The sequence below is a fragment of the Methanoculleus formosensis genome (genome assembly GCF_025384765.1).
GTDB classification, from domain to species: Archaea; Halobacteriota; Methanomicrobia; order Methanomicrobiales; family Methanoculleaceae; genus Methanoculleus; species Methanoculleus formosensis.
In genome coordinates, this window is the sequence record NZ_VHLL01000004.1 from 18,044 (window position 1) to 33,026 (window position 14,983).

16 protein-coding genes are annotated in these 14,983 nt (G+C 58.7%); 11 read left to right on the forward strand and 5 right to left on the reverse strand.

Going from position 1 to position 14,983, the window contains the following annotated elements; translation table 11 throughout:
- Nucleotides 1-587: 587 nt before the first annotated feature.
- The 7 genes from FKB36_RS08195 to FKB36_RS08225 all read left to right on the forward strand — a co-directional run bounded on the left by FKB36_RS08195 (nucleotide 588) and on the right by FKB36_RS08225 (nucleotide 6,840).
- Complete coding sequence (locus FKB36_RS08195; protein WP_261597572.1) at nucleotides 588-812, forward strand: hypothetical protein; 225 nt, start codon at nucleotides 588-590, stop codon at nucleotides 810-812.
- A 431-nt stretch (nucleotides 813-1,243) separates the two neighbouring features.
- Nucleotides 1,244-2,932: an RNA-binding domain-containing protein gene (locus FKB36_RS08200; protein WP_074370362.1), complete on the forward strand. Its 1,689-nt coding sequence runs from the start codon at nucleotides 1,244-1,246 to the stop codon at nucleotides 2,930-2,932.
- 177 nt (nucleotides 2,933-3,109) lie between these two features.
- Entirely contained in the window at nucleotides 3,110-4,147 is a 1,038-nt protein-coding gene (locus FKB36_RS08205) for a nucleotidyltransferase domain-containing protein (RefSeq protein WP_261597573.1), read from the forward strand.
- Nucleotides 4,140-4,607 (forward strand): HEPN domain-containing protein, encoded by a 468-nt coding sequence (locus FKB36_RS08210; protein WP_261597574.1) that lies wholly within the window; start codon nucleotides 4,140-4,142, stop codon nucleotides 4,605-4,607. Before FKB36_RS08205 ends, FKB36_RS08210 begins: the two co-directional genes overlap by 8 nt.
- A gap of 258 nt (nucleotides 4,608-4,865) precedes the next feature.
- Nucleotides 4,866-5,000: a hypothetical protein gene (locus FKB36_RS08215; protein ID WP_261597575.1), complete on the forward strand. Its 135-nt coding sequence runs from the start codon at nucleotides 4,866-4,868 to the stop codon at nucleotides 4,998-5,000.
- Between the two features lie 51 nt (nucleotides 5,001-5,051).
- Nucleotides 5,052-5,192, forward strand: a complete 141-nt coding sequence (locus tag FKB36_RS08220; protein ID WP_261597576.1) for a hypothetical protein — start codon at nucleotides 5,052-5,054, stop codon at nucleotides 5,190-5,192.
- Between the two features lie 220 nt (nucleotides 5,193-5,412).
- A complete protein-coding gene (locus FKB36_RS08225; RefSeq protein WP_261597577.1) occupies nucleotides 5,413-6,840 on the forward strand; it encodes an AlbA family DNA-binding domain-containing protein in 1,428 nt (475 codons plus the stop codon).
- A 201-nt stretch (nucleotides 6,841-7,041) separates the two neighbouring features.
- Here the strand turns inward: FKB36_RS08225 and FKB36_RS13425 are convergent, their stop codons facing one another.
- The 4 genes from FKB36_RS13425 to FKB36_RS08240 all read right to left on the reverse strand — a co-directional run bounded on the left by FKB36_RS13425 (nucleotide 7,042) and on the right by FKB36_RS08240 (nucleotide 8,189).
- Nucleotides 7,042-7,164, reverse strand: a complete 123-nt coding sequence (locus FKB36_RS13425) for a type II toxin-antitoxin system HicA family toxin (RefSeq protein WP_390895702.1) — start codon at nucleotides 7,162-7,164, stop codon at nucleotides 7,042-7,044.
- 88 nt (nucleotides 7,165-7,252) lie between these two features.
- A complete protein-coding gene (locus tag FKB36_RS08230; RefSeq protein WP_261597578.1) occupies nucleotides 7,253-7,477 on the reverse strand; it encodes a type II toxin-antitoxin system HicB family antitoxin in 225 nt (74 codons plus the stop codon).
- 216 nt (nucleotides 7,478-7,693) lie between these two features.
- Complete coding sequence (locus FKB36_RS08235; protein WP_261597579.1) at nucleotides 7,694-7,906, reverse strand: hypothetical protein; 213 nt, start codon at nucleotides 7,904-7,906, stop codon at nucleotides 7,694-7,696.
- Between the two features lie 55 nt (nucleotides 7,907-7,961).
- Nucleotides 7,962-8,189: a hypothetical protein gene (locus FKB36_RS08240; RefSeq protein ID WP_261597580.1), complete on the reverse strand. Its 228-nt coding sequence runs from the start codon at nucleotides 8,187-8,189 to the stop codon at nucleotides 7,962-7,964.
- Between the two features lie 14 nt (nucleotides 8,190-8,203).
- On the opposite strand from FKB36_RS08240, the gene FKB36_RS08245 reads away from it, so the two are divergent.
- From FKB36_RS08245 to FKB36_RS08255, 3 genes are all read left to right on the forward strand, one after another.
- Complete coding sequence (locus FKB36_RS08245; protein ID WP_261597581.1) at nucleotides 8,204-8,437, forward strand: hypothetical protein; 234 nt, start codon at nucleotides 8,204-8,206, stop codon at nucleotides 8,435-8,437.
- A 272-nt stretch (nucleotides 8,438-8,709) separates the two neighbouring features.
- Nucleotides 8,710-8,907: a hypothetical protein gene (locus tag FKB36_RS08250; protein WP_261597582.1), complete on the forward strand. Its 198-nt coding sequence runs from the start codon at nucleotides 8,710-8,712 to the stop codon at nucleotides 8,905-8,907.
- 115 nt (nucleotides 8,908-9,022) lie between these two features.
- The gene (locus FKB36_RS08255; RefSeq protein ID WP_261597583.1) at nucleotides 9,023-9,274 is read left to right on the forward strand and encodes a hypothetical protein; all 252 of its coding nucleotides are present in this window, start codon (nucleotides 9,023-9,025) and stop codon (nucleotides 9,272-9,274) included.
- 497 nt (nucleotides 9,275-9,771) lie between these two features.
- Here FKB36_RS08255 and FKB36_RS08260 read toward each other — a convergent pair whose 3' ends face one another.
- On the reverse strand, nucleotides 9,772-10,173 hold the full coding sequence (locus FKB36_RS08260; RefSeq protein ID WP_261597584.1) for a type IV pilin N-terminal domain-containing protein: 402 nt from the start codon (nucleotides 10,171-10,173) through the stop codon (nucleotides 9,772-9,774).
- Nucleotides 10,174-10,671: 498 nt separating this feature from the next.
- On the opposite strand from FKB36_RS08260, the gene FKB36_RS08265 reads away from it, so the two are divergent.
- Complete coding sequence (locus FKB36_RS08265) at nucleotides 10,672-14,754, forward strand: Ig-like domain-containing protein (RefSeq protein ID WP_261597585.1); 4,083 nt, start codon at nucleotides 10,672-10,674, stop codon at nucleotides 14,752-14,754.
- Nucleotides 14,755-14,983: the final 229 nt, after the last annotated feature.

A 14,983-nucleotide genomic window follows, 5' to 3' on the forward strand; every position in this document is an offset into this window, starting at 1 on the left:
CACGGGCCCGGCCCGCCAGCGGTAAAGTCAGATTGATAACGTTCCAGAGCGAGGGAACAGGTGCAACGCAGAGACAGAACAGGCGGCAGCCCACGGGATGAAACATGCGCCAGCATCGATTCACACGGGGCGGCCGGCAACCCTTCTCCCTCCAGGGTGATACGAGGGGTTGCCGGGGAGCGATGCGCCGGCGCCATCCCGCCCTACCTGATACTGCGGGTCGCGGCCGGGCGGGACCGGAGCGGGAGCATGGCATGTTGCAGCATTACAGCAGGTTTACAGCAGGATTTCAGCACTGAGTGCAACAGCCAATCGACCCAAAACGATGTTGAATTGGCCGATGTTTGTACAGATAGAGAGAGGCGTCTCCCTCTTAGTACTGAAGTACAGCAGAACATACACACAGTCACCGATACCGGCTCCGTGGTGTGTGTGTGCATGTGTGCGTGTGTGAAACCCAGAATGCCGGAACCGATCCCCGGATACCAACATTATGGGGCGGAAACTTCAATAAAACGCCATATAATCGCCATTTGGATGACATCGCCGGCTGTAAGGCGCTGAAAAGTGATGTGAGATGAGGGGCCATGATGCAAAAACTTCTATCGGGAACCCTCGACCACCAGGAGTTTCTCCGGGTTAAGAATCGGAATGACGGGAACCCGGAAGAAAACGCTCCGGGATCACCCCCGGCCAACATACCCGATCGCCACGAGTTCGAGCAGGTGGAGGTCGAGCCCGGCCGGTGCGATATCCGTGACCATGGGAAAGCGGTGTATCGATCGCGGGAGACCGCACGTGAAGACCTGTGAAGGGTGTTATGCAAGAATGGTCCGGGAGTGGAACGGGCGGGCGGGGGTGATGTGATCTCTCTCCTCTTAATGGAGGGGCTGCGGGATTTGTGAGCTGTGAATCGCAGAAAGGTGCCGCCTCAGGGCAGATCAAAGCCCGAAAATTATCTGATCGTAAAACAGTGCCATATTATCCGCCGTTGAGAATGGTAACGCTTTTGCTTGAATCTCATGTATCACTTATACTGGATATACCGTGTTCTTCTCGTGTGAAGGGCGGTGTCTGTGGGTGCTGTTACATGGAACCGGGAGAGAAGATCTCAAAAATTGTGCCTGATACCACCGTTACCGGCCCATTCTCCCCGGGACCAATCGAGGCCCGGGTGGGAACCCCTGGTCCGGGTTGAGCGCTATCACATCAGGGCGAATGCGATACTGGAGGCATCGAAGGAATGGATCTGAGCGGATTGCAAGGACTCATCGCAAAAGGTGAACGGCTCGATGTGGAGTTCAAATCAGATAGGCGGGCGTTTTCAGACAAAGAAATTTATGAAGAAGTCGTTGCCATGGCAAACACCGACGGGGGCACCATCCTCATCGGTGTCGAGGATGACGGGCGGGTGACCGGCGCACATCACCGGCATGGCAGGGTTACCGATCCGATGAAGGTAAGGTCTGCGATCTTCCACAATACGGTTCCGAACATCCTCGCGCGTGTTTCGGTCGCCGATCACTCAAATGGCGAAGTCATTGTCATTGAGGTCGAGCCGTACCCGGAGGTCTGTGCGACCGCACAGGGGAAAGCGCTCCGGCGGGTCATCGGAGGGGATGGGAAACCTGCATCGGCTCCCTTTTATCCCCGGGATCAGCGGTCACGCCGGATCGATCTCGGGCTGTTTGATTTTACGGCTCAACCTCTGGGGCATCTCTCCTTTGAGTGTCTCGACCCTCTTGAGTTTGAGCGCCTGCGGCAGACGGTGACCCAACCCGGAGGTGATCGAAGCCTTCTCGATCTTCCAAATGAGGAACTCGCAAAAGCCCTGCGGCTAGTGGAGACGAAGAACGGCCAATTAGTGCCGACGATTGCCGGACTGCTTCTGCTTGGGAGGGAGTCGGTTCTCCGCGAACAACTCCCAACCCACGAGGTCCACTTTCAGGTGCTTGATGATCAGGGCAACGTGCGGGTCAACGACACGTTTCATTTTCCGCTCATCCGAATAATACAGGAGGTCGGGTCACGGTTTTTAGCCAGGAATGAAGAGCGAGAAGTCCTTGTCGGACTGTTCAGGGTACCGATCCCGGACTATTCGCTTGAGGCTTTCCGCGAGGCAGTCAATAATGCGGTGCTTCATCGGGATTATTCCCGGCCGGATGCCGTGTATATCCAGTGGCACCACGACCACCTCTACATCACCAACCCCGGTGGGTTCCTAGAAGGGATTACGGCGGACAACATTCTTGTCCACGAACCGAAACCCAGGAATCCCCGTCTCGCAGAGGCGTTTAAGCGGGTAGGCATCACCGAGCAGACCGGTCGTGGTGTCGATAAGATCTACATGGGACAACTCAGGTACGGGCGACCTCCACCGGATTATCATGCCAGTGATGGTGCGACGGTCAGGGTCGAACTGCCGGGAGGAGAGTCGTCCCTGAATTTCGCGGCATTTGTCTTCGAGCAGGACCGAGACGGCAAGTCGCTCTCGCTTGACGAATTGCTCATCATGAATGCGCTATTCTTTGACCGGCGCATCACGGCCCGTGCCGCCGCAGGCCTGATTCAGAAGAACCAGACAGCGGCCCGACGCGTGCTGGAGCGGTTGCATGAGCGTGGCCTCGTGGAGGGGCGGGGGGAAGGCCGGGGACGCGTCTACCACCTTTCCACATCAGTGTACCGGCGGTTCCATATGGAGGCTGAATACGTCAGGGCTAAAGGATTCGAGCCTCTCCAGCAGGAACAGATGGTTATCGGGTACGTTCGGGAGCACGGGTCGATCCGGCGATCGGAAGCTGCTGACCTCTGCCGCATCAGTGGACCGCAGGCAACCCGTCTGCTTCGCCGGATTGCCGGGAAGTATCCCCGGTTTGAGCAGATCGGAGTACGACGAGGAACTCGCTATGTCTGGAGAGAACCTGAGGTATGAACGTGTGTACATAGTTATGAACGCGTTCATAACGATGAAGTGACATTATGAACGCGTTCATATCGCGTTCATATCTGCACTTTTATCTCGCGGGGTTGAAGTGGCGAAGCGGAGGAACCTCAGTCTGGCTGGATGACGACCCGACGAGTGACGGCAATGACAGCGATTTTCAGCAGAATGATGGCAACTGCGGTCAACCCCGCCGACTACATCCCTCTCCCGGCGGCAAAGGACGAGCCCTGCCACCTCTGCGGCCGCCGGCCGACATCATCGGTGAGGCGGGGCGGTGGAGGGGTCTACCTCTGCTACGACTGTCTTATCACGGCAAAGCGGCCGGCAAAGGTGCAGTCGCTCCCCGGGGTCCTCGACCACCGGACGTTTACCCGGACGAAGGTTGAACTCGGCCGGTGCGACGTCTACGGGATGGGAAAGGCGGTGTATCGGTCACAGGAGGCGCAGGCGAAGGTTTGCGAAGGATGCTACGCCTGGCTGGTCCGGGAGTGGAACGCGATGGGGGAGTGCGACGAACTCGTGGCGTTGCAGCCCTCCACGAACCAGAGTATCCCCTCAACACCGGATATCAGACACCCCGGGGACAGAGGATGTCCGGGAGGCTGGCATATCGTTGCTCCAGAACCTTTTTCACCCATTGGTTCAAATATGAACCATGTGGAACAGAATGTGTCCATTCAGATCGTTGCTCTCCTGCTCAGGAGCGACTCTCATCCCCGCAAACTTGCACAGGATCTGGGCCTCTCGCATACCACTGTGCTCCGGAAACTTAGGGGCCTATTAGATGGAAATATCGTCGACTTCAGGATGGAGGGGAAGAATAAGACCTATTTCCTGAAGAAAACCCTTGAAGCACGGGTGCACGTCTATGTGGCAGAATGGTACGCGCTCGAAAACCTGATACAGGAGGCCCCGCATCTGCGATCCATCATCAAGGCGGTTCAGGAGCGAGAGGATTTCCCGCTCGCCGTACTCTTCGGCAGTTATGCGAAGGGGACCGCAGATAAAAAGAGCGATATCGATCTCTATATCGAGACGGAGGATAGGGAGATGAAACGGGAGCTGGAGCGGTGCCATTCAAAGCTCAGCGTGAAGATCGGGCTCTGGGATCCGGAGAATCTATTGATCCAGGAGATCGTAAAGAACCATGTCATCGTGAAAGGAGTCGAGCGATTTTATGAGAAAACAGGGTTTTTTGAATAAACTCCACCATGAGGGAAAGATCCGGATTGTTGAGCCCTGCGTTCAGGTCCAGGAGGCATACCGGAAAAAGTCGGAAAGTTACCTCGCCTCGGCAAAGATCCTGTTCGAGAACGGGCGGCTTGAGGAGACCGTATCGATGGCATACTACAGCATGTACTACATGGTGCTGGCCCTCCTCTTTGCGACGGGCATAAAATGCGAGAACCACTCCGGCGCAATAATCCTCCTTGAGAACCTGTATGGTATCGACAACACCCGGATTGCTGCCGCCAAACGAGAACGCATCGATAAACAGTACTACGTAGATTTCGCGATCACGGTAGAAGATGTCCGCGACTCCATAGAAGAGACGGAGGCGTTCTATGCAGACCTGCTTGATTACATGGAGCGGTTGCACCAGGGCGATATCTCACGCCTCAGGGAGGAAGCAGCGCGGCTCCTGGAAGGGTCACCGGGATGAGAGTAACAGGCTATTTTCTGCGCCCGGCATAACCCTTATAGTCAGACTTTTTCTCTTCCCCGTCCCATCATACTCCGGAAGGGTTACGGGGATGACCGGCGAGAAGGCCCCCGGGGAGCCCTATCTTACGGGACCATGTTGCCGGCGCCTGCACGAATGGAGGCAGAGGACGAGGTGTTTGAGGCATGGTTGCGGGCGCTCGAAGGGTGGCGAGGAGTGGAGGGTTTCGACGGTTAGCGCTGGCGGGGCAGCGGGGTGGTGGCGGAGGCGATCGTCAACACCGTCGTCCACGGTGACTACACGAGCAACGGCAGTGTCCAGGTGATGCTCTTCTCAGACCGGCCTCGCAATCTGGAACCCGGGCACCCTCCCGCCGTCGCTGACCATCGATAAACTCCGGCAGGCCCACGGCTCCTCGCCTTCTTCGCCCTCGCCGCCGTCCTGGTGGTGCTCACCTACGCCCGGTCCATCCCCGGGATGCCGGCAAGCCCCGGGATCATCCCCGACATGCGCTACCTCTTCCCGGCCTACCTCCCGATGCTCGTCATCGGGCTCTACGGCCTGAAGCACGCAGGTCTCGACTGAGAAGGGGTAAGGGAATCCCTCAAAACCCTCAACACAAAGAACGCTTCCCACCATCGTTGCCCCGCCCCCCTGGAGGGGCGGTCGCCTATCAGTTCCAATTACTTTCATTTCACACCCCTCAGTTTAATGAGTGTGTAGTCTCAACCGTTCAGATGATGAGACCGTCTCACCCTGCGGATGGAAAACTGAAACCGGGCATCATTACCGGGAAGGAGGTCCAATGAGTCTCCCTGTCACTCAGCTGCTCTCAATGCATGAAGGCAAAACGCTGGAGTTCAAGCGAGACCTCTCATCTCCCAGAAACATCCTCAAAACACTGGTTGCATTTGCCAACACAGCCGGGGGACGTCTGTTTATCGGAGTGGAAGACGGTTCAAAAGAGATTCCGGGGGTTGCAAACCCGCTGGATGAGGAAGAACGGCTGTGCAGCCTTATTGCTGACAACATCGAGCCGCGGCTCGTGCCCAATGTGGAACTGATCGCTGTTGAGGACAAAACCCTGCTCCTGGCAGAGGTGTACCCCAGTGGCACCCGACCTCATTGGATAAAGAAAGAAGGCCCTGCCGATGGAGTGTATGTCCGCCTTGGTTCAACAAACAGGAAAGCCAATAAGGAACTTATTGCAGAACTGGAACGGAGCGCGGCAGGAACGGCCTTTGATGAGCTGCCCCTGCCTGAACTGACCGGAGATGCGCTGGATCTGGCAGCCGCCCGGGCGCTCTTTACAGGGCAGCGAGAGTTGAGCGAGAAGGAACTGCTCACCCTGAAACTGCTCGCACCGGTACAGGGGAGGCTTGTTCCGACCGTCGGCGGGGTGCTGCTCTTCGGAAGAGATCGCGAGGGGCATTTTCCTGATGCCTGGATACAGTGCGGGCGTTTTGCAGGAACGACAAAGAATGTCATCTTCGACCATACTGAGATTCATGAGCACCTGCCTATCGCCGTCGAGCGCGTTATTGAGTTTATCAAAAAGCATGCGATGAGAGGGGCGGACTTATCGGAGATCCGTCGTCGCGATGTCTGGAGCGTTCCCATGACTATTGTGCGCGAAGCAGTCATCAACGCCATAGTGCATGCTGATTATTCGCAGATCGGTGCGCCTCTGCGGGTTGCTATCTATGACGACCGGGTGGAGATAGAAAATCCGGGCATTCTACTTCCGGGCATGACCATCGAGGATGTGAGGCAGGGCGTATCCAAAATCCGCAACCGCGTCATCGCCCGTGTGTTTCGGGAACTGGGTCTGATCGAGCAATGGGGTAGCGGGTTTCGCCGTATTCTGGATGAGGCAGAGAAGCAGAACCTGCCTGAGCCTGTGCTCGAAGAGATCGGGATGAAAGTTCGGTTTACTGTTTTTCTTGCGGAGAATATCTCACCAATTAAGCACGAAGTCGTAGAAGAGACCGAGGAACCTGTAACCGAACAAGTAAAGCGTCTTCTGATCTGTTTGAAGGAGAGGCCATCCGGGACAAAAGATGCGATGCAATGCCTGGGGCTCAGTCACCGCCCCACATTTCTGTACGATTACCTGAGGCCGGCGATTCAGGCGAGATTTGTTCAAATGACGCAACCGGATTCACCCAAAAGCCCAACCCAGAAATACCGCCTGACTGAAAAGGGAAGGAGATGCCTGGAAAGAAGGGGCTGATACGCTGGACGGGAGCGGCGGCGGACGTTCACGGTTCTGCAAGTCTCGGGCGGTAGGGCTCAAGGCTCCCTCGTAATCCCTCGCCCCGAGGCGGCCTCTCACTTTCTCCCGGGGAAGCCCCCTGCTGTCAGTGGATCTTCAACACATGCCCGTTACCTTAGAGGGGATACTCTTGGCACATCAGGCTTTCCCAAGATGCGATCACCTGAAGGTGCGCCTGGACTCTTCCCCATCAATCCCGGCCTGTTTGAGGATGCCATTCAGGGTGCCTCTCTTCAATTCCCGGTGCAGAGGTACAGAAAAGACCCGCCACCCCTTCTGCACGACAACATGGGATGAGGTTTACCGTTGCGGGACAAAGCCATGTCGGGCAAGATACTTCACCAGCTCTTCCCCGGAGACAACCGGCAGTTTATGCGACATCCGCTACGTCAATCTTCGATATTTCGTGACGTACAGTTGATGCCTGCCGACGCACCTCTTCCCACTGCACCTCAAGAACAAGTTCTATCGCTTCTTTGATGTTGGCAAGTGCTTCTTCCCGGGTCTCGCCCTGGCTGATCGCTCCCGGGATTTCAACGCACTGGACGGTGAACCCGCCCTCTTCCTGCGGCTCGAGTACTACCGTATATCTCATGATCCTACCATTGGTCACGTGGATTATACAAGTTTTTTGGGTAGCGGTTCAGGCTACTCAGTGGGCGGCGATCGGGATGAACAGTGTTTTCCGGTGTTTGATTACACGTCCCCGGGGTTTGGCCTCGTCCCCCGGAACGATCCGTATGCCGGAAAGCGACTGATTCACTCGGGCCGAATAGTTGCACGATAGAGTTAACAGTTGACCCCGGGGGGGTTAGAAACGCCCATACCACTTGTGCGCTCGCTCGATCGGCATCACGGCGAGAACATGAACCTCTTGTTCTGCCTCATGGATGCGATAGAATGCCGTGAAGGTATGGCTTATGTGAAGGCGATAAGTGTCCTCCCGTCCCTGAACATACAGACGTTCCTTATCGCTTCCGCCACCGGGGAACGGATCTTCTTGAAGCGTCTTCAGTTTCTCCATGACGATCCGCCGGCTCTTCGGGCGGAAACTCTGGATACTCTCAAGGACCTTGCGGTTAAGCAGTATCCGGAACGTCAAAATTCAGCTCCACAAAATCTCCCTCCGCCTCGATACGATCCATATCCTCAATGAACCGGCGCTTTTTCTCCAGTTCCACCATGTGGGAGAGGAGATCATCGAACGTCTGTCCCGGGCGCTTGAGATCGGAGATCTCCTCCCATACACCTTCTGAGACCGGTATCCGCTTGGTTGCAACCATGATAATACTGTAAGTGCTGACCATATTTACAATGGTTGGTGAAGACTCTCCTGGCGTTCATCACGACCCTCACCTACCTCTTCCTCGCCGGAGCCGCGGTGCTCTATGCCCGCCTTCTCGCCTATGCCGTCCCGGTGCTGATGCTCTTCCCGCTCGCCTGGGAACTCATCGTCGACTTCCGGTTCGCGACGGCCTGCTGGGAGGGGTATCACTTCTGGATACCGGTGGTGCAGTACATCTGGTACATCCAGTACACGATCTTCCCGCTGTGAGGGGAACGGTCGTATCACATCGCCAACGTTCAGGGAAGCCTTCCTGAAGGTCAAACCGCCTGGCCTCCACTCGCAACTGAATGGTTGGTCGCGCCCCATCCCCCACACCTGGTGGTGCTCACGCTCCTGCCCCGGCATGAGGAGGACTTCCATCTCCCACGCAATGTTCTCAAGTGCCGGGGCACAGATCGCCCCGATAAACACACCCTCTTCAGACAGAGATATGTAGATTGAAACACCAGAAGATCGATATACCCAGAGGTGAGACGACCATGACCCAGGTGAAAGAGGAGATCATCAGTGAACTGAACGACCTCCCGCCCTGGACGTATGGTGAGGTGCTCGATTTCATTCGGTACCTCAAATTCCGGCGCCGGAAGGCCGCACCGGACACCGCCCTTGCGAGCGAGCCCGCACTCCGCAAAGACTGGCTCCGGCCCGAGGAGGACGAGGCGTGGAGCGACTTATAAAGGGCGATGTTGTCGTTGTACCGTTTCCTTTCTCGGATCTGTCGACGGGGAAGCGGCGACCGGCCCTTGTCGTTGCGGCACCCGGAGGAGATGATGTCATCCTCTGTCAGACGCGATGGTTCATCAGAACCTGAGCGGGAGCACCACAAGGTGCGACTTCATGAGCCAGCAGATCCGGGACCGCTACGCCGTTGGTATTACCGAACTTGACTTTACAGAGGGAACACTCCACAAGCCGAGCAATATCCGGCCAAATCGGCTCTTTACGGCCAGTTTCGACCTGATTCTTTATCGCGCCGGCCATCTCAACGACCAGACCGTCACGTCGGTTATCGATGGGATCATCGAGATCCTGCAGGCAGAGTAACTTCCTGCCCCAACGTCTGCCGGGATCCCGCAGTTTTTGCCTCCGCACCCCTTCACGTTCAGCCCGCGCACGGCCCGCCTTTATCAATCCCTTCTTCCCCAGACTCATCCATGTTACGCTCCCTCTTCACCGCGACAAGATCCTTTTTCGATCCTGGCGTTTTCGAGCCCACGTTCGTTCCGAGGTCATCCCAAAAAGATCTCCGAACCCCCGGCATACCCTGATCGGAGCCCTTAATTCTCAGGTATCCGCCATCTGAGCCACATCCTGAGCCAGTGGAATGAAACGGCTTTCCACTGGATATGCGCCCGGGCGGGGGAGGGTCCGGGAGGGGGACACCCCCTCCCGGTAACAGCGTTTTGGGACAACTTCGGTGTTAGAGATATCCGCGATCTCTGCCAGGGCAAACGTGAGCACGGTCGCGAACCCGTACCGGAAGGCGGAAGACCGCCCCGGAGACCGGCGACTCTGCCTGTAGAGGCAGACCGCCAGGCGCATTAGAGGGTCTTATCGAGCAGTATCCACGACTTGTTATCACCAGACGTCCCGACGATAACAACCCGCGTCGCATCCGGAACGCTGGATGTATTGGTCGCCCCCGCCCGGGCATCGAGCGTGAAGTTCGGGTTCCCCTCCCCGACCCCGCCGATCCAGCACCGGATCTCCGTGACCCGGTCCATGTTCATCCCTCCGTGCACCATGAATGTGACGTTCCCCCCGGACCGTGTCGCCGTCACCGCGACGGTCTTCGGTTCCTCCGGCATACCTATCCCGAAGACCAGCGATGCCACGATTGCCGCGAGGATGACCGCGACCGCCACCATCAGGATCGCGCTCAGCACCTCCGAGACCCCGCCCTCGGGATGCACCCACCCTCCCGGGCGGCGAACGTCCTCCATATATTCCTCATAGCCCTGTTGGGTCGTGGGTATTGCCGCGCTTGTTCCCGGTGCGGTTTACTAACAAGCTCCTCGCTTTTCACGCGTCTCGGGAGCAGGAGGATTCCCCCGTCGGTCATCCGGTCCTTCTGCAACAGGTTCAATGAAAAATTCGCGGCCGTAATGGCCCACTGGAGAATATACTCGGCCACCGCCCTCCTCCTCCGCTGACAGGAAGCGACTTGAAAAAGACCCTTCCCGATCCCCCTCTGCCCTTACGGGCGCATAAGAGTTCCCTGTTTTTATTATAAAATTTTGAGAATAAATATCCGTAAAGGTTATATATTTATACTGCTATCCACCCACTCACCGGCTACCATATGACCGGGTCTTAAATCGGATTTCGCTCTCCGCCTGTCGGACTCCCCGACGAGCACCTGCTTTAGCCAGCCAGATTGTGCTACCGAAAGGTCTGCGCCGTCGTCCTGCGGACAGGGAGCGATTGTCAAGGGGGAAAAAATGAAAAAACTCACGTATCTGACACTGTTATGTGCAGTCGTCATCGTCGGGCTGCTGGCGCCGCCGGTTGCGGCGGCAGAGATTGCTCCGGGAGATCTGGTACCGTTTGCGGTCTTCCCCGGGTCGCAGGAGAACCCCGACGTTGACGGAGATATGGTCGTCTGGGAAGACGGCCGGAACGGAAACAAAGAGATCTACTTCTCAAACAGTCCGGGCACCTCCGGCACCAGGATAACGAACGATCCTGCCTCACAGGAGAAGCCGTCCATCTCGGGAGACTACATCGCCTGGCAGGACTATCGAAATGGGAACTGGGATATCTACCTCTATAAGCGCTCGACAGGCGAGACAACCCAGCTCACCAATGACACGGGCAAGCAGTGGCTGCCGATCGTCCGCGGAAATTACGTTGCCTGGTATGATAGCAGCAGCGGCGATACAAACGTCGTCCTCTACGACATCGCCGCCGGCAGCAAAGACATCATCGAGTGCGACGCAAAGACGACGATCCCCGGCGGGAGCACCGAGTTCAAGCCCGCACTCTCGGAGAAGTACGTCGCCTGGATCGAAGAGATCGACGAGAGGATCCGGTACTACTCCATCGAGGACGGCGAGATAAAAGGGCCGGTATCCACGAGCACCGCCGCTCAGTCCTGGCCCTCGCTCTACGGGAGCGTCGTAGCCTGGGAGGATAACCGGCACGCGAGCCCCGACATCTACATGACCAATCTCGACAACCCGTCCGGCGGGGAGCAGAGGATCACCTCCGACGGCTCCGACCAGGTTTCGCCGGCGCTCACCGGTCAGATCCTCGCATGGGAGGACAAGCGGGATCCGCCGAGGAGCATCTACATGTACGACCGCAACAACGGTGAAGAGATGGCTGTGCCCACCGCCGGCGGCGAACAGCTCTACCCCGCCGCCAGCGGTAACATGATCGTCTGGCAGAAAGCCCGCGGTTCCTACTCGGATCTCTACGCGTTCATATACGATCCCGAAGGAGAACCGGGCGAGGTCACCAGGATCGAGGTTGAACCTCCCACGGCTACGCTGGATATCGGCGATGAGGTGAAGTTCAACGCCACCTGTTACGACGAGAACAATGACGCCATGCCCGACCTGAAGGTCTCCTGGTCGTGCAGCAACGGAACCGTTGGATACATCGACTCCGGTGGCTACTTCCTCGCTTACGAAGTGGGTACGGCGACCGTCACCGCGACGGCAGGCGGCATACCCGGAACCGCGACCGTCACCGTCAACGCAGGAGAGCCCGCCGGCCCGGTCGCAACAGAGGTTGCAATCACACCGCTCACGCCCACCGTCACGGTCAACAATACGGTGGCGTTCGCGGCAACCGTCCGCGACCAGTTCGACCGTGCCATGACCGGCGTCAACGTCACCTGGGCAAGCAGCAACGAGACCATCGGCACCATCGATAATTCCACCGGCCTCTTCACCGCCCTTGCCGAAGGCACGACGACCGTCACCGCAACCGCTGGAAGCGTCTCCGGGACCGCAACCGTCACGGTCACCGCTGAAGAACCGGTCGCGAAAAACATCACGGTCACACCGACCGCGCCCGCACTCGCGATCGACGCCACTGAGCAGTTCGAAGCAATAGTCCGCGACCAGTTCGGCAACGCCATGACCGGAATTGCGGTCAACTGGTCGTGCAGCAACACGACCGTCGGGACCATCGATAACTCCACCGGCCTCTTCACCGCCCTTGCCGCGGGCACGGCGACCGTCACCGCAACCGCTGGAAGCGTCACCGGGACCGCAACCGTCACGGTCAACGCAGAAGACCCGGTAGGGCCGGAAGAGCCGGTCCTGACAAGGATCGCGCTCACGCCGCCCGGAGCCACACTTGACATCGAGGATGTCCAGAGATTCATGGTGACGGGCTACGACCAGAACGGCAACGTTATGCCCGCCGGTGAGATCGAGTGGGCCTGCAACGACGGAGCCGTCGGGACCATCGACGGGGACGGATTCTTCACCGCTCTCACCGTGGGTACGGCGACCATCACCGCAACAGCAGGCTCCTGCTCTGCGGAGGTGACCGTCACCGTCAACGCAGAAGAGTCTGCGCTCGCGAAGATCGTCTTCTTCCCGTCCGCGGTCACCCTGTACCCCGGGGACTCCCTGCAGTTTGAGGCCGTCGGGCTCAACTGCTACGGCAACATCGTGCCGGATGCTGCGATCGTCTGGACGAGCAGCAACGAAACCATCGGCACCATCGACGAGGGCGGCCTCTTTACCGCCATCTGTGCAGGCACGACGACCCTCACGGCGTCGGGCGACGGCGCCACCGGAACCACGACCGTCACGGTATCCTGTGACGAGCCCGTCCTCACCAGCATCGTCGTCACCCCGTCGGCGATCACGCTCGCTAATGACGAGACCGCGACCTTCACCGCGACCGCGCTCGATCAGTTCGGCTGTGAAATGTCCGAGAACGTAATCGACTGGGAGTGCGGCGACCCGTGCGTCGGCACCATCGATCTCTGCAGCGGCGTCTTCCTCGCCGAAGACTGCGGCACGACGACCGTCACCGCAACGGCCGGTGGTATCACCGGGACTGCGGACGTAGAGGTCACCAGTTGCTCGGGGGTAGGGATATCCCCGTCGGCGATCGTCCTGGACCCCGGGGACGAGTGGCCGTTCACCGTGTATGGCCTGCAGGACAATGCTGGCTCTACTGTGGACTGGTCGTGCAGCGACCCGGGTGTCGGTGAGATCACCGCAGACGGCTGTTTCACCGCAATCTGTGAAGGCACCGCGTCCGTCACCGCGATGATCGACGGAGTCGACGAGGTCGGGCCTGCGACGGTGATGGTCCGGTCGGTGTGCCCGGTCCCGGCGCGGATCGTGGTCAGCCCGTCCGACTTCACCATCGCCAGCGCGAACGGCCTCCAACTCACCGAGACCGTCTACGACCAGTACGGTTGCGAGATGCCGGAGGCCGTGGTGGTCTGGGAGAGCAGCGACCCGAACATCGGCGCCGTCGGTGGGTGCGGTCTCTTCGCCGCCGGCGAGGAAGGTGAGGTGACCATCACTGCATCGATGGACGGGGTCTCAGGCTCTGCCTGCGTGACCGTCGCCCCCCGGCTCCCGTTCCCGGCCCGCGTCGAGATCGACCCGTCTGAAGCCACACTCGCGCCCGGAGAAACCCGAGTGTTCACAGCCACGGTCTTTGACCCGAGCGATAACGAGATGGGTTGGGTCAAGATAAAATGGTCATGCCTCGACGACGATGTCGGCACGATCGACCGCTCAGGCCTCTTCTCGGGAGTCTCACAGGGCTCAACAGAGATAACGGCCCGGGCCGGCAGCGTTGAGAGAACGGCGTCGGTCACCGTCACGGCGGCGTCAACGCCCGACCCTACACCCGATCCCACACAGACTCCGACTAACCCCGGATCGAATAGCCGCGCCTATAGTGACGGCGGCGGAGACCCCGGCCCCAGTTTCTTTGCAGGGATCTGCGAGGACCTAAAGAGCGGCGAGACGCACACGTTCTCGGGTATCGACGTCACGTCGGTCGGCAGCATCGCCATCACGGCGGCCGACAACATCCCGAGACTGCTGATGACCGTGAAGGAGACGGGGTGCCCCAACCCGGCGGAGCCTCCCGGCAGCACCTACAAGTACGTCGAGATCACCCTCTCGTGGGTGAACCCGAACCAGATTGGTGGCGCGACGTTGACCTTCACCCTCCCGGCAAAGTGGCTCGATGAGCACGGCATGGCCCCGGAGGACGTCAGGCTCATGCGCTACGTCAACGGTGGTTGGCAGATCCTGGAGACCGAGGTCGTCGATGAAGAGAACGGCAAGTATACCTTCCGGGCGACCACCCCCGGGTTCTCCACCTTCGCCATCGCCGCGGCGCCGTCGAGCCTGGCGGCATCGGCCGAGGAGATAGACGTCACGCCGGAGGTCACTGAGACGCCCGGGGAGACCGAAGAGGTGACGACGGAGCCGACCGAGGCCATCCCAACGACGACGCCTGCGGCACCGCTCGTCTATGCTCCCTTCCTCGCACCGCTGGCCTTCCTCCTCTGGGGAAGAAGGAAGAACTAACCCCACCTTTTTTGGCGCTTTCATGATGCGGTTCCCGCGAGGGCGTGAGTTTACAACCCGTGCGTCGTCACCTTCATCTGCGGCAATCGCCCCCGATACGATTGCAGGAACCGGGTTTCAGCCCCCACTCCGGGAGCATTCAGGCGGCTCCCGTATTCCGGCCGGCCGCTGGGCATTTCAACACAAAACCGACGCGTAAAAATGCCACCGGGGCGATAAGGGCGGGGAC